Origin of the sequence: Microbacterium resistens, from assembly GCF_021172025.1 — a bacterium.
In the GTDB taxonomy this organism is placed as follows: Bacteria; Actinomycetota; Actinomycetes; order Actinomycetales; family Microbacteriaceae; genus Microbacterium; species Microbacterium resistens.
The window spans coordinates 3,859,759-3,874,386 of record NZ_CP082781.1; the positions used below are offsets into that span (position 1 = coordinate 3,859,759).

Below are 14,628 nucleotides of genomic sequence, written 5' to 3' on the forward strand. Positions count from 1 at the left end.
CTCGCTCAACGACCGGGACTCCTCGCTCACCGACCGGTACACACATCTAAGGAAACTCCCATGACCCGTATGCGCGCAGTGGACGCCATCGTGCAGATCCTCGTCAAGGAGGGCGCCGACGAGGCGTTCGGCCTGCCCGGGGCTGCGATCAACCCCCTCTACTCCGCGATGCGCGCCCACGGCGGCATCCGGCACACGCTCGCCCGCCACGTCGAGGGCGCCTCGCACATGGCCGACGGCTACAGCCGCACCGGCGACGGCCGGATCGGGGTGTGCATCGGCACCTCGGGGCCGGCCGGCACCGACATGATCACCGGCCTGTACGCCGCGATCGCCGACTCCATCCCGATGCTGTGCATCACGGGCCAGGCGCCGGTCGCGAAGCTCGACAAGGAGGACTTCCAGGCCGTCGACATCGCGTCGATCGCGAAGCCGGTGACGAAGTTCGCCAAGACCGTGCTCGAGGGCGCCCAGGTCCCCGGCGTCTTCCAGACGGCCTTCCAGGTCATGCGCTCCGGCCGCCCCGGCCCGGTGCTGATCGACCTGCCGTTCGACGTGCAGATGACCGAGATCGAGTTCGACATCGACACCTACGAGCCGCTGCCCGTGGCGAAGCCCGTCGCCACCCGGGCGCAGGCCGAGAAGGTGCTCGACATGCTCGTCGCGGCCGAGCACCCGGCGATCATCGCCGGTGGCGGCGTCGTGAACTCGGGCGCGTCCGCCGCGCTCGTCGAGCTCGCCGAGACCCTGGGTGTGCCCGTGTTCCCGACCCTGATGGGCTGGGGCGCGATCGCCGACGACCACCCGCTCGCCGCGGGGCTGGTCGGCATCCAGACCTCGCAGCGCTACGGCAACGCGAGCTTCCTCGAGTCCGACTTCGTGCTCGGCATCGGCAACCGCTGGGCCAACCGCCACACCGGCGGGCTGGACACGTACCGCAAGGGCCGCACGTTCGTGCACGTCGACATCGAGCCGACGCAGATCGGCCGCGTCTTCGCACCCGACTACGGCGTGGTCTCGGACGCGGGCGCGTTCATCGACGCCCTGCTCGCGGCCGCCCGCGACCGCGTCGCCGAGCTGCCCGACTACAACGGCTGGGCGCAGGAGTGCCGCGACCGCAAGGCGCGCCTGCTGCGCAAGACGAACTTCGACGACGTGCCGATGAAGCCGCACCGTGTGTACCAGGAGATGCTCTCGGCGTTCGACCGCGACACCACCTACGTCACCACGATCGGCCTGTCGCAGATCGCCGGCGCGCAGTTGCTGCACGCCTATGGCCCCCGCAAGTGGATCAACGCCGGGCAGGCGGGCCCGCTGGGCTGGACCGGACCCGCAGCCCTCGGCGTCGTGCGCGGCAAGCCCGGCGAGCAGGTCGTCGCGCTCTCGGGCGACTACGACTTCCAGTTCATGATCGAGGAGCTCGCCGTGGGCGCGCAGCACAAGCTGCCCTACATCCACGTGGTGGTGAACAACAGCTACCTGGGTCTGATCCGTCAGTCCCAGCGCGGTTTCGAGATGGACTACGAGGTCTCGCTGGCCTTCGACAACGTCAACACCCCGAAGGACTCGTCCAGCGTGGCCGAGGGTTACGGGGTGGACCACGTCAAGGTCGCCGAGGGCTTGGGCTGCAAGGCCCTGCGCGTGGAGCGTCCCGAGGACCTCGCCGCCGGCTTCGCCGAGGCGCAGCGCCTGCGGGACGAGTTCCAGGTGCCGGTGGTCGTCGAGGTGATCCTCGAGCGCGTGACCAACATCGCCATGGGGGCCGACCTCGACACCATGACGGAGTTCGAGGACCTCGCGTCGGTGCCCGAGGACGCGCCCGAGGCCGTCTACGCCCTTCTCGACTGAGAGCGGACGGGGCACGCCCATGCGCATCCTCATCGCCTCGGACAAGTTCAAGGGCTCCGCGACGGGACCGGAGGTGGCCGCCGCGCTCGCCGAGGGGATCGCGCAGTCCGCGCCGGGGACCGTGGTGGACGCGGTCCCCGTCGCCGACGGCGGCGAGGGGACGGTGGACGCCGCCCTCGCCGCCGGGTTCGAGGAGGTCCGCGTCACGGTCACCGGCCCCACCGGCAGGCCCGTCGAGGCGCGCTTCGCCGTGCGGGGCGAGCAGGCGGTCATCGAGATGGCCGCGGCGAGCGGACTGGATCTGCTCCCGGGCGGTGTCAAGGACCCGCTCGGCGCGACGAGCCGGGGCACCGGCGAGCTGATCCTCGCCGCCCTCGACCGGGGCTGCGCGTTCCTCGTCCTGGCGGTCGGCGGCAGCGCGAACACCGATGCCGGCGCGGGGATGCTCCAGGCGCTCGGGGTGAGCGTGCGGGATGCGGCAGGGCGTGAGGTCTCCGGCGGCGGGGGGAGCCTCGCCGCGGTGGACGCCGTGGACGTGACCGGGCTGGATCCTCGCGTGGAGCGGACGCGCGTGGTGCTCGCCAGCGACGTGGACAATCCGCTGCTCGGCGAGCGCGGGGCTGCGGCGGTCTTCGGACCGCAGAAGGGCGCCGCGGGCGACGACGTCGCCGTGCTGGACGCCGCGATGGCGCGCTTCGCCGGACTGCTGGAGCAGCAGCCGGGCGTCCGCGCATCGTCCGAGGCGGCGGGCGCGGGAGCCGCGGGAGGGGTCGGGTACGCGGCGCTCGCCGTGCTCGGCGCGCAGCGGCAGCCCGGCGTCGAGGTCGTGCAGCGATTGACCGGCCTCTCCGAGCATCTCGTCGGCGCCGACCTCGTCGTGACGGGGGAGGGGAGCCTCGACGACCAGAGCCTGGGCGGCAAGACGCCGCTCGGCGTCGCGGCCGCCGCGCGTGCGGCGGGCATCCCTGTCGTCGCGGTCTGCGGCCGGACCACGCTCGATGCCGATCAGGCGGCCTCGGCCGGCTTCTCCCGGGTCTACGCTCTCAGTGAGCTCGAGCCGGACCCCGACAAGAGCATGGCCGGTGCCCGGCGGCTCCTCGAGGAGGTCGGACGCCGCATCGGCGCCGAGGCCGCGGGGATCATCCGGTCCTGACCGGATCCCCGACACGGCGAGGCCGAGGACGGCGTCGCCGGATCACCGCAGGATGAGAGAGGACGGAACATGACCACTGCCGAACGACTCGAGGCCGGTCAGCCGGCGCCGGACTTCGCACTGCCGGACGCCGAGGGGCGCGTGCGGCGCCTGTCGGACCTGCGCGGCACGCCCGTGATCGTGTACTTCTATCCGGCCGCCTTCACGCCCGGCTGCACGACCGAGGCCTGCGATTTCCGCGACAACCTCGCCTCGTTCCAGGGATCGGGCTACGCGGTGCTGGGCATCTCGCCCGATCCGGTCGCGAAGCTCGCGGAGTTCGCCGCGGCCGAGCAGCTGAGCTTCCCGCTGCTGAGCGACGAGGACGCCGCCACCGCCAAGGCCTGGGGTGCGTGGGGCCCGAAGACGATCAACGGGAACACGTTCGACGGTCTGCTGCGCTCGACCTTCGTGATCGACGCGGAGGGCCGCGTGCAGTCCGCCGAGTATGAGGTGTCCGCCGAGGGGCACGTCGTTCGCCTCCGCGAGGCTCTCGGCGTCTGACGTCGGCATCTTCCTCTCGAGTGGTCAGTTTCTGTGGGTTTCGGCGCCGCGAACCCACAGAAACTGACCACTCGATTGCGTGGGGGAGGCGACGCACGAAAGTCTTGTCTTCGAGGTCGAGTCGGGTTAGAGTTGTCGCATGCTGAAATAACAGTTCCACGATACGAAACCGAGAGCAGGATCCTCGGGATCGTATTTCCGTACACCGTGGATGCCAGCATGAAAGAGAAAGCAGTTCGAGCAATGTTGCTTGAGGAGTTCAACAGAGCCGATCGCTCCGTCGCGATCGCCGCTCTCCGACCGTGCGTCGACGTGACGCGCTGGTGCGAGCACCTCGTCGATCATCGCCCCTACGACTCGGTCGAGTCCCTCGTGGCGGAGGCGGCCGTGGCCGCCGACCCGTTCACGGCGGAGGAGATCGAGGCGGCCTTCGTGCATCATCCCCGCATCGGGGAGCGCCCGAAGGGCGAGGGCGCGGAAGCGGCGCTGTCCCGGTCCGAGCAGTCGGGGGTCGACACCTCCGAGGGGGTCCAGGAGGCGCTGCGCGAGGGCAACCTCGCCTACGAGGAGCGCTTCGGCCGGGTCTTCCTGATCCGCGCCGCGGGCCGCAGCGCGGACGAGATCCTCGCCGCGCTGAGGGAGCGCCTGGCCAACGACGACGACGCCGAGGCGGTCATCGTCGCCCAGCAGCTGCGGGAGATCGCGCTGCTCCGATTGAAGGGAGTGGTCGCCGCATGACCGCCGTGTCCCACATCACGACCCACGTGCTCGACGCCGTCCAGGGCCTTCCCGCCCCGGGCGTCGCCGTGCAGCTCACCGCCCTGCGCGACGGCGAGTGGCAGTCCGTGGCCGACGCGGTCACGGACCAGGACGGGCGGGCCAAGCAGCTCGGTCCCGAGCGCCTGCCGGCCGGCACCTACCGCCTCCGCTTCGACACCGGCGCGTACTTCGCCGCGCGCGGCATCCCCACCTTCTATCCCGAGGCTCTGCTCACCTTCGTCGTCGACGACGAGGAGCGGCACTACCACGTGCCGCTGCTGCTGAGCCCGTTCGCCTATTCGACGTACCGAGGAAGCTGAATCATCATGACCGACACCCTGACCACCACCGCGACCGCCCCCGCCGACAGCGCCGCCGACGGCATCGTCCTCGGGCCGAACCAGTACGGCAAGGCCGAGGTCCGCGTCGTCAAGGTCACCCGCGACACCGACCGTCACGAGATCGAGGACCTCAACGTCACCTCGCAGCTGCACGGCGACTTCGCCGGGGCCCACCTCGCCGGCGACAACAGCCACGTCGTGGCGACGGACACGCAGAAGAACACCGTCTTCGCCTTCGCCCGTGACGGCGTCGGGTCTCCGGAGGCCTTCCTGCTTCGCCTCTCGGACCACTTCACCGGCGAGTTCGACTGGGTCACCGGCGGCCGCTGGGAGGCCGAGAGTTACGCCTGGGAGCGGATCCTCGTCGACGGCGAGGGGCACGACCACTCCTTCGTCCGCAAGGGGCAGGAGACCCGCACCGCCTTCGTCTTCGCCGACGGGGACGAGCGTCACGTGTTCGGCGGGCTCAAGGGCCTCACGGTCCTGAAGACCACCGGGTCCGGGTTCGAGGGCTACCCGCGCGACCGCTACACGACGCTGCCGGAGACCACCGACCGCATCCTCGCCACGGACGTCAAGGCGCGGTGGCGCTACGTCCCGGGTACGCGCGACCTCGACTTCACCGCGGTGTACGAGGACGTCAAGCGCATCCTCCTCGAGGAGTTCACGCGCCGTTACTCGGCCGCGCTGCAGACGACCCTGTTCGACATGGGGCGCGCGGCGCTGGCCGCACACCCGGAGATCGCGGAGATCCGGTTCTCGATGCCGAACAAGCACCACTTCGTCGTCGATCTGGCCCCCTTCGGCCTGGACAACCCGAACGAGGTGTTCTTCGCCTCCGACCGTTCCTACGGCCTGATCGAGGCCACGGTCACCCGCGAGGGCCAGGCCGAGGTCCCGGCGGCCTGGGCGGCGGCGACCGCGTTCTGCTGAGACCCCCAGCTCGGCAGATACCGCTGAGTCCCACGCTCAGCACCACCATTCCGGGTGCGGCGGTCGACGGAGCCCGACCCGCCCGGAAGCCCGGAGACCCCGCGTGCGCGCTGCGTACGCGGGGTCTCCTGCGTCCGCGGCGGTCGGGGGCGGCGGGTCCCGTTTCGACAGCGGGTCGCGTCGTTTGGGAGAATCGCTCGATGGCCACCCCGAAGATCGTGCTCTTCTACGCGTTCACCCCGCTGGCCGACCCCGAGGCGATCCGGCTGTGGCAGCGCGACCTGTGCGATGCCCTGCACCTGCGCGGCCGCATCCTCATCTCCCCGGACGGCATCAACGGCACCCTTGGCGGCGACCTGCCGGCCGTCAAGCGCTGGCTGCGCTCCTTCCGGTCCTACGCGCCCTTCCGCGACGCGGACGTCAAGTGGAGCGAGGGCACCGCGGTGGACGCCGACGGCTACAGCGCGGACTTCCCGAAGCTCAGCGTCAAGGTCCGCGACGAGATCGTGTCGTTCGGCGCACCGGGCGAGCTCCGCGTGGACGAGCGCGGGGTCGTCGGCGGGGGAGTCCGCCTGACGCCCGAGGCGCTGCACGAGCTCGTCGCGGAGCGCGGCGACGAGGTGGTGTTCTTCGACGGCCGCAACGCGCTGGAGGCGCAGATCGGGCGGTTCCGGGGCGCGGTCGTCCCGGACGCCGAGACGACGCGGGACTTCGTGGGGCTGCTCGACTCGGGCGCGTTCGACGACCTCAAGGGGCGACCGGTCGTGACCTACTGCACCGGGGGGATCCGGTGCGAGGTGCTGTCGGGGCTCATGCGCTCGCGCGGCTTCGGCGAGGTGTATCAGCTCGACGGCGGCATCGTCCGGTACGGCGAGCGGTTCGGAGACGACGGGCTGTGGGAGGGATCCCTCTACGTGTTCGACGGGCGGGGGTCCGTCGACTTCAGCGACCATGCGGCGGTGATCGGCGAGTGCGCCGGGTGCGGTGCGGCGACGAATCGCACCGCGAACTGCCCCGATGCGTCGTGTCGTCGTCAGTTCGTGGTCTGCCCCGCCTGCGTCGCCGTCCCCTGCTCCGCCCACGCGGCCTGACCCGCAGTTCGCGAGACCCCCTTCCGGCGACGAAACCCCCTCGTAGATGCGTGTGTGGGAGGGGGTTTCGGCGCCCAGAGGGGGTTTCGCCGGAACGTGGAGAGGGAGGGGGAGAGGGATCCGAAGGGGCAGGGGGGATCAGGAGACGGAGGCCGCGGTGAGGCGTCCGCCGAAGAGGGAACGGGGAGCCAAAGCCGCGAGGATGCGGTCGCGTGCGCTCACGCCGCCGGCGAGGTCCGCGCGGATCCGCCGTACGGCCGATGCGAGCTCCGCTCCGTCGGCGGCCGGGCTCTCCGTACGGGCTGCGACGGGCGCCGGGTCGTTCCCGCCGGCCCGCAGGCCGCTCCCCGCGGCCGGCGGGGAGCCGGGCGAGGACGCCCGGGCGTAGCTCGCCCGCTCCACCGCGGTCACGAGGACGCGGACCGCGCCCGGGTCGACGCCCCCGGTCGCCGTGAGCCGCGCGCCGCGGGTGCGCGGCGACTCGGCGGAGGAGGCGGGAAGGCCCAGGTCCAGCAGGGTGTCGCGGACCTCCGCCCACGCCGCGGTGGCGTCGCCCCGGCGGATGGCGCCGAACCGCGCGGCGCGTCGGATCGCGCGGGCGAGAGCGGGCAGGAGTACGACCGCGAGCACGCCGAGGATCGTCCACAGCAGCGGGTAGGGATCGAAGGTCCGCAGCGGCACCGCGCCGCCGGCGTCCGGATCCTGGTCGTTGCGGTCGAACGGGTCGCTCGTGGCGGGAGCCGTGGTCGGCTCGCTCGTCGGCGCCTCGCTCGTGGCGGGCGCCCCGTTCCCCGTGCCGTTCGCCGCGGTCTCGAACCGGGTCGGGACGCCGCGGGTCGCGGTCGGCTCGAACGGGATCCAGCCCAGGCCCTCGAAGTAGACCTCGGGCCAGGAGTGGAGCTGGTCGCTCGTCACGAGATAGACGGGGCCGCCGTCCTGCCGCTGGTCGCTCGCCGTCCCGGGGAGGTAGCCGACGACGATGCGCGTGGGCATCCCGAGCGAGCGCGCCATCAGCGCGAACGCCCCGGCGAAGTGGACGCAGTAGCCCTCCCGGACCGTGAGGAAGGCCTCCACCGCATCCACTCCGGTGCCGTCGAATCCCTCCGCGACCGGGGTCTCCTCCGAGTACCGGAACCCGGCGCGGAACCACGTCTGCAGCGCGACCATGCGGTCGTAGTCGCTGCCTTCCGCCCCCGCGACCTGACGCGCGGTCTCCTCGATCACGGGCGGGAGGTCGGCGGGGAGGTCGCGGAACGGCCCGGCGACAGGGGCCTGCGCGGCGGACGCGGCCCGCACCTGCTCGAGGGTCGGCTGCACCGAGGCCGACTCCACCGTGTAGTTCTGGTCGGCGGCGTCGGCGTCGGAGGCGATGACGGTGCGGTTGTCGCGCATCGCGATCCAGCTCCCGTTCAGCCCCCGGACCGTGGTGGCCTGGTAGGGGAGGGGAAGCCAGGATCCGCTCACGCCGGTCACGCGGATCGAGGTGCGCGCGGTCCGCAGGGCGACGCCCTCCGCGGCCGCCACCGCACCCAGGCCGTCCCGCAGGGCACTCGTCCGTGCGCGGTCCGGGTGCCAGACCTCGCCGTCGAACGCGGAGAGCGTGGCGATGCGCAGATACGGCGCCGAGGCCGCGTCCGTGATGAGGGTGAGCGCGGTGCGCGGCGTCGGTCGCCGCAGGTCCTCGCCGAGTCGCATCGTCGGGTTGAGCGCCGTGCTCCCGGCCACGATCTCGACGCCGGTCGCGGACACCGGGAGGATCGGCGACACCGCGAGAGCGACGACCACGGCCGCCGCTCCCACCGCGAGCGCGGCGGCGGTGCGGGGCCGGGGCGGTCGTGCCACCGCAGCGGCGGCGTCGTCGCGCCGGAACGCGCTGCGGCCGGACACATCCCGGCGCACCCCCACCCGCAGCAGCACGAGCAGCACCACGGCGAGCGCCACGAACCAGACCACGTCCACGGTCCCCGGGACGGCCGCCGCCGGGACCACCCCCACACCCGCCACGGCGAGCACGGCCAGCAGCGGCAGCCGCAGCACGACGACGAGCAGGTCAAGCACGATCGCCAGCGCGGCGACGCCCAGGGCGATCACCACGGCGACGGGGCGCGTGGACTCCAGCGGCGCGGATCCCAGCAGCACCTCCTGCCAGGCCTGCGCGAACAGCGGCGGCAACGCCCGCGCCGCCTCCGGCGTCGGGAGGACGCCCGCGAGCGCCTCGGCGCGGAACTCCAGGACCGTCAGCATGACGGACGCGGCCAGCGCCTGCCCGGCCAGCACCACGGGGATCACCGCTGCGCGCGGGCGTCCGCGCAGGAGGAGCCGCAGCGCCACGCCGGCGACGAGCACGCCGAGTGCGACGCCGAGCGCGTCCGCGCTCCAGCGGCCCGCCTGGATCACGCCGAGCAGGGGCCAGACGGCGACGGCGAGGCAGAGGGCCGTGATCAGGGCGGCGCCCACGACGCCCGTGTCCCGCTCTGCGCCGGCGCCGCCGGTCGCGTCGGGCGAAGAGAGGACGGGCCCCTGCCAGGCGGCGGCGGATCCCTGGTCACGGGCGGGCACGGCGGCCCCCTTCGGACACGGGCGTGGGCACGGCATCGGCCCAGGAAGCGGCGACATCCTCGTCCAGGCGACCGGTGAGCCAGCCCTGGGAGGCGGCCGCCTCCAGCGCCCGCGGTGCGGGGTCCGTCGCCAGCAGGATCGGGGTGGCGGCGCCGCCGTGCGGGAAGACGCCGGCGCTGTCGGTCCCGAGCGCCCCGGTCACCACCACGAGCGGCCCGAGCAGGTGCCCGCCCACGGCCGGTGCCAGGTGGGCGTCGCGTTCACCGCTGCGCGGAGAGGTCGCCGCGAGGGCCACGAGGAGTCCGTCGCGATCGTCCTCGCCGCCGCGGAGCCGGCCCAGGAGCACTCCCGTGGCGTCGACGACGTCCACGGCGTAGCCGTGACCCGACAGATGCAGGGCGATCGAGGCGCAGGCGGACACCGCGCGTTCGAACGCGTCGTCCGCGGCGCCGCCGACGACGGACCCGGACGAGGAGCGCGGCCAGCGCACGCCGGCGCGATCCAGCACCACGACGGCGTCCGGGCTCGACTCCTGCTCCTCCTGGCGCACCATGAGGTCGCCGCGGTGCGCGGTGGCTCGCCAGTGGATCCGGCGCATGGAGTCCCCGGAGACGTAGCGGCGCGGAGACAGGTTGTCCGCGCCCTGACCGAGCCGGCTGGACGACGTCTGCGCGGTGCCCCCGGCGGCGCCGACGCGGTCGTGGAGGGGGGCGAGGGCGACCACCTCGGGGACCACCGTGATCGGCCGGGTCTCGCCGAAGTCCTGGCGACGGCGCACGAGTCCGAACGGATCGGTCGTGGTGAGCGTGAACGGGCCGAGCGACCAGAGACCGCGGCGCACGCCCTGGATCTCGTACGTCAGGGTCAGGGGCACCCCGTCCGCGGTCCGCTCCGTACGGTTCGCCCGCTCGGGCGGGAACGGCCCGGACGCGTCGCCGCGCACGGACGGCGGCAGCGCGTCCTGCCAGAACCCGACCGGCGGACCCGTCACGGACCGGAGGCCGAAGCGCACGAGCACGGAGGAGCTCTCGCCCACGGGGAGGAGGTCGGTCGCGATCGTGCGGGTCACGGCGCCGCTTCGGCGGGGGAGGGCCACCGCGAGCGCGGCGAGGGCGACGAGGGCGAACAGCAGCACGCCGAGGTACAGCAGCACGGGCGTGCCGAGCACGTTCGCCGCGACGACGCAGACCAGGCCCAGGACCAGCGCCGCGGCGCCGCGGCCGGTCAGCGGGCGGTGCCGAGGCGCCCGGCGTCGTCCGCGTGTGTCGTCCGCCATGTCGCGTCCGTCCCTCCGCATCCGTCTCGCCGCGCGGTCGCTCAGCGGGCGGCGCCCACCGGCACCGGGGTGCGCTCGACGATGTGGGCGAGGGCCTGCTCGATCGGGCGGGCACCGGCGCGGTGCGCCCCGCGGGCGGGGATCAGCCGGTGCGAGAATACGGCGGGCAGCAGCTGGGACACGTCGTCGGGGATGACGAACTCACGGCCGTCCAGCGCGGCGTGCACCTTCGCGGCGCGTACCAGCTGGAGGGTGGCCCGGGGACTCGCCCCCAGGTGGAGGTTCGGATCCGTGCGCGTCGCCTGGGCGAGCGCGACGGCGTACTCCTCCACGGCGGGGGCGACGTGGATCGAGCGCGCCCAGGCGATCAGCCCGGTGACGTCCGCGGCGGCCAGCACGGGCCGGATCGTGTCGAGCGGGTTGACCGTGTCGCGCTGTCGGAGCATGAGCGTCTCGGCGGCGGCGTCGGGGTAGCCCATCGAGATCCGCATCATGAAGCGGTCGCGCTGGGCCTCGGGCAGCGCGTAGGTGCCCTCCATCTCCAGGGGGTTCTGCGTGGCGACGACGAGGAACGGATCCGGAAGCGGGTGCGTGCGTCCGTCCACCGTCACCTGCCCCTCCTCCATGGCCTCCAGGAGCGCGGACTGCGTCTTGGGGGAGGAGCGGTTGATCTCGTCCGCGATGACGATGTGCGCGAACACCGCGCCGGGCTTGAACTCGAACTCGCGGTCCACCGGGTTGTAGACGCTCACCCCGGTCACGTCGCCGGGCAGCAGGTCCGGGGTGAACTGGATGCGGCGCACGGTCGCGTCGATGCTGGCCGCGAGGGCCCGCGCGAGCATGGTCTTCCCGACGCCGGGCACGTCCTCGATGAGCAGGTGGCCCTCGGCGAGCAGGCAGACCAGTGCGCTGCGCAGGGCCTGCTCCTTGCCGTCGATCACCTCCGCGACCGAGGCCAGGATGGCGGATGTCTGCGCGGCGAACGCCGCAGCGTCCATCGGCGTGGAGGAGGCTTCCATGCGGTCCCTTCCGGCGTCGTCCCGGGGCGCCCCGGTGCGCTGCTGCGATCCTACCCGCCGGCCCCCGTGCCGGTCCTGGGAGACGGATGGCGTCCCTCCCGCGCCACCTGCCGTTCACCGGCGCGCGCCACGATGGCCCTATGCGCGCCCGTGACACCGCTCCGAAGCACCTCCGCATCGCCCGGATGATCCTGCGGGAGATCGAGGGCGGGCGTTATCGTCCCGGCACGCCGCTGCCCAGCGAGGCGACGCTCGCGGCCCGCTTCGGCGTCGCCCGGGGCACGATCCACCGGGCGCTGCAGGACGTGGAGGAGTCGCACCGGAGGGTGAGCCGGCGCGGCGCACGGTGGTACGTGCACGAGGCGCCGCGGATGCAGGACGTCACCGAGCTGCGCTCGTTCGGGCAGTGGGCGCTCGCCACGGGCCTGCGCCCGGGCGGGCGGACGGTGCGCAGCGTGGAGGGGCGGGCGACGGCCGAGGAGGCGCGGGAGCTCGGCGTCGCCGATCGCGCGCCGGTGCTGCGGATCACGCGGGTGCAGACCCTCGACGACGTGCCGGCGATGGTCAAGCGCACGACCTACCCCGCGTGGCTGATCCCGCTGCTGTCCACCCTTCCCGAGGACGCCCGGTCGATCATGGAGGTCGTCGAGCGCGAGGGCGGACCCGGGCTCGCCCACGGCGAGCACCGGATCTCCGCGATGGCGGCGACGCCCGAGGACGCACGGCTGCTGGAGTCGCCGAGCGCCACGCCGCTGCTGCGCGTCGAGCGGACCGTGCGCACCGTCGACGGTCGTCCGTTCGAGCTCAGCGACGACCGCTATCTGGGGACGGTCACGGCGTTCAGCCTCGTCAACGCGGCCCCTGGGCAGTGGCGGCGGGGCCGCGACCGGGCCCGCACCGCCTGAGCGCCCGCGGCCCGTTCTGACACCCCGGCCGAACGGTCAGGCCGGGTGCGGGAACGTTCACCGTGCGGCGAGGAGCCGTGCAGCGCCCGGTCCGCCGGCGGTGATCCGCCGTTCCTTGACTGACCCTGTCGCGCATCGCGCGCGGCCGATTCGGACAGGGAAGGAACGCATCTCATGACCATGCGCATCACGCGGAGCGCCCGACGCGCGGGGACGGCTCTCGCCGTGACCGCGACGGCGGCGGCGCTCACGGCGGGGCTCGTCGCCGTGCCAGCCGCGCACGCCCAGACGCCGGCCACGGCATCCGCCGAGGTCGCCCCCGGCGACGTCGTCCTCTCGGAGGCCTTCGACGACGGCACGCTCCCGGACGGGTGGAACGCGATCGCCGGGGACTGGAAGGTCGCGGACGGCCGGCTCGTCGGCACCAGCGGGGCCCAGGACGCGAAGATCACCTTCGGGTCGCACCTGAAGGACTTCGCCTTCGACGTGGACGTGCGCTTCGAGCAGGCCGCGGACAGCGCCCGCTGGCTGTCGCTGCTGCTGGACGCACCCGCCGACGGCTCCCACCCGTGGCAGCAGGCGGCCCTGCGCAACGGCTCCAACGCCGCGAACGGGGTGGAGTTCGCCCAGCGCACCCCGGCGGACGCCTGGAACGTCACCGACACCGGGTCCACCGCCGAGGCGATCGGGATCGGCACGGACGCGCACCTGCGCGTCGAGGTCCGCGGCGGGCGGGGCACGTGGTTCGTCGACGGGGTCGAGATCATGTCCACCCGTCAGCTGGTCCGCACCCAGGACGGCGTGATGGGGCTCATCGCGAACCGCTCCACCGTGAGCTTCGACAACGTGGAGATCACGGCGCTGGAGCCGGCGCCGCCGATCGACCTCGTCCAGCCGGGCGACACCGGGATCGTCGCCGCCCACCGCGGCAACTCCTCGGTCGCCCCCGAGAACACGATGCCCGCGTTCGTCTCCGCGTCCCGCGCCGGCGCCGACCTCTTCGAGATCGACATCGCCCTGACCAAGGACGGCGTGCCGGTCGTGATCCACGACGACACCGTCGACCGCACGACCGACGGCAGCGGGGCCGTGCGCGACCTGACCCTCGAGCAGATCCGCGCGCTGGATGCCGGGTCCTGGTTCTCCGACGCGTTCGCGGGGACCCGCATCCCGACCCTGGACGAGGTGCTGACCTACGTCGCCGGGGGCGGCGCGGACCTGCTGCTGGAGTACAAGGGCGACTGGGACGTCGCGCAGACGCAGATGACGGTCGACATGATCAACGCGCACGGCGTCGCCGACCGCACGTTCGCGCAGAGCTTCAGCGCCCTGACGGTGGGCAACATCGCCGCGGTGGCGCCGGATCTGACTCTCGGCTGGCTGGTCGGCGAGCTGAACCAGGACGTGATCGACCGCGGGATCGCGCTCGGGGCGGACGCCGTCAACCCGAACAGCGTCACGGCCGAGTCCGTCGCGGCCGCCCACGCCTCGGGCGTCGGCGTGTTCGTCTGGACGGTGGACAACGCCCAGCAGTGGCAGACGCTGACCGCGTACGGCGTGGACGGGATCATCACGAACCGCCCGGACCAGCTCGTCGGCTGGAACCTTCGCTACAACCAGCACCGCCCCGAGGAGCCGGAGCAGCCGGAGGAGCCCGGTGAGAACGAGCAGCTCATGGCCGTGGAGATCCCCGACGGCGGCCCGAGCGTGCCCAGCGGCGAGTTCACCTGGCGGTTCAGCTCCCACGACGTCGTCTCGCTCGGCACGGCGACCGCGCTCGGCGACAGCCTCGTCGCGCAGGGAGCGCTGAACGACATCCTCGTCACGGACACCCGGTCGGCGCCGGCCGGCGCCTGGGCGCTCACCGCGAAGGCCTCCGGGTTCGTCGCGGGCGAGGAGGAGTTCTCCGCGGAGTCGCTCGGCTGGTCCCCGTTCGTCAAGCACCCCGGTGCCGACGCGCAGCCCGGCAAGACCGTTCGGCCGGGGGAGAACGGCGGCCTGTCCGTGCCGTCGCTGCTCGCCTCCTCGGACAGCGACGAGTTCAAGGGCACCGACACCGCCACGATCGGAGCCGGCCTCGACCTGCGCCTGCCCGTGGGTCAGGCCGCCGGCGACTACACCTCGACGCTGACGATCACGGTCGTCCAGTAGCACGGCTGGGCCTGCGGGGCGGGCGCTCCGCCCCGCAGGCCCTCCGACGA

Annotated in this window: 12 protein-coding genes; 9 read left to right on the forward strand and 3 right to left on the reverse strand. The window is 73.2% G+C overall.

The annotated features are described in order from the left end of the window. The first annotated feature begins 60 nt into the window (after positions 1–60). The 7 genes from gcl to trhO all read left to right on the forward strand — a co-directional run bounded on the left by gcl (position 61) and on the right by trhO (position 6,668). On the forward strand, positions 61–1,848 hold the full coding sequence (gene gcl, locus K8F61_RS18230; RefSeq protein WP_231820182.1) for a glyoxylate carboligase: 1,788 nt from the start codon (positions 61–63) through the stop codon (positions 1,846–1,848). Between the two features lie 19 nt (positions 1,849–1,867). Then, on the forward strand, positions 1,868–3,001 hold the full coding sequence (locus tag K8F61_RS18235) for a glycerate kinase (protein WP_231820183.1): 1,134 nt from the start codon (positions 1,868–1,870) through the stop codon (positions 2,999–3,001). A gap of 69 nt (positions 3,002–3,070) precedes the next feature. Next, positions 3,071–3,544 carry a thioredoxin-dependent thiol peroxidase gene (gene bcp / locus K8F61_RS18240; protein ID WP_231820184.1) on the forward strand — a complete coding sequence of 158 codons (474 nt, stop codon included), beginning with the start codon at positions 3,071–3,073 and terminating at the stop codon, positions 3,542–3,544. Positions 3,545–3,787: 243 nt separating this feature from the next. Continuing rightward, positions 3,788–4,282 carry a 2-oxo-4-hydroxy-4-carboxy-5-ureidoimidazoline decarboxylase gene (gene uraD / locus K8F61_RS18245; protein ID WP_231820185.1) on the forward strand — a complete coding sequence of 165 codons (495 nt, stop codon included), beginning with the start codon at positions 3,788–3,790 and terminating at the stop codon, positions 4,280–4,282. Continuing rightward, positions 4,279–4,623 carry a hydroxyisourate hydrolase gene (gene uraH / locus K8F61_RS18250; protein WP_067249488.1) on the forward strand — a complete coding sequence of 115 codons (345 nt, stop codon included), beginning with the start codon at positions 4,279–4,281 and terminating at the stop codon, positions 4,621–4,623. The genes uraD and uraH overlap by 4 nt, the downstream gene beginning before the upstream one ends. A 6-nt stretch (positions 4,624–4,629) precedes the next feature. Further along, positions 4,630–5,577 carry a factor-independent urate hydroxylase gene (gene pucL / locus K8F61_RS18255; protein WP_219086632.1) on the forward strand — a complete coding sequence of 316 codons (948 nt, stop codon included), beginning with the start codon at positions 4,630–4,632 and terminating at the stop codon, positions 5,575–5,577. Positions 5,578–5,777: 200 nt separating this feature from the next. Then, positions 5,778–6,668, forward strand: a complete 891-nt coding sequence (trhO, locus tag K8F61_RS18260; RefSeq protein ID WP_231820186.1) for an oxygen-dependent tRNA uridine(34) hydroxylase TrhO — start codon at positions 5,778–5,780, stop codon at positions 6,666–6,668. A gap of 138 nt (positions 6,669–6,806) precedes the next feature. On the opposite strand, the gene K8F61_RS18265 is transcribed toward trhO, so the two are convergent. Genes K8F61_RS18265 through K8F61_RS18275 form a run of 3 tightly spaced genes read right to left on the reverse strand, consistent with a single transcriptional unit; the run spans position 6,807 to position 11,522 of the window. Continuing rightward, a complete protein-coding gene (locus K8F61_RS18265; protein ID WP_231820187.1) occupies positions 6,807–9,227 on the reverse strand; it encodes a transglutaminase TgpA family protein in 2,421 nt (806 codons plus the stop codon). Next, positions 9,214–10,503, reverse strand: a complete 1,290-nt coding sequence (locus K8F61_RS18270; RefSeq protein ID WP_231820188.1) for a DUF58 domain-containing protein — start codon at positions 10,501–10,503, stop codon at positions 9,214–9,216. Before K8F61_RS18270 ends, K8F61_RS18265 begins: the two co-directional genes overlap by 14 nt. A gap of 41 nt (positions 10,504–10,544) precedes the next feature. Beyond that, positions 10,545–11,522 carry an AAA family ATPase gene (locus K8F61_RS18275; RefSeq protein WP_219086911.1) on the reverse strand — a complete coding sequence of 326 codons (978 nt, stop codon included), beginning with the start codon at positions 11,520–11,522 and terminating at the stop codon, positions 10,545–10,547. A 140-nt stretch (positions 11,523–11,662) separates the two neighbouring features. Here K8F61_RS18275 and K8F61_RS18280 point away from each other — a divergent pair, with 140 nt between their 5' ends. Then, positions 11,663–12,427, forward strand: a complete 765-nt coding sequence (locus K8F61_RS18280; RefSeq protein ID WP_219086910.1) for a GntR family transcriptional regulator — start codon at positions 11,663–11,665, stop codon at positions 12,425–12,427. 174 nt (positions 12,428–12,601) lie between these two features. Beyond that, positions 12,602–14,578 carry a glycerophosphodiester phosphodiesterase family protein gene (locus K8F61_RS18285; protein ID WP_231820189.1) on the forward strand — a complete coding sequence of 659 codons (1,977 nt, stop codon included), beginning with the start codon at positions 12,602–12,604 and terminating at the stop codon, positions 14,576–14,578. The last annotated feature ends 50 nt before the right edge of the window (positions 14,579–14,628 follow it).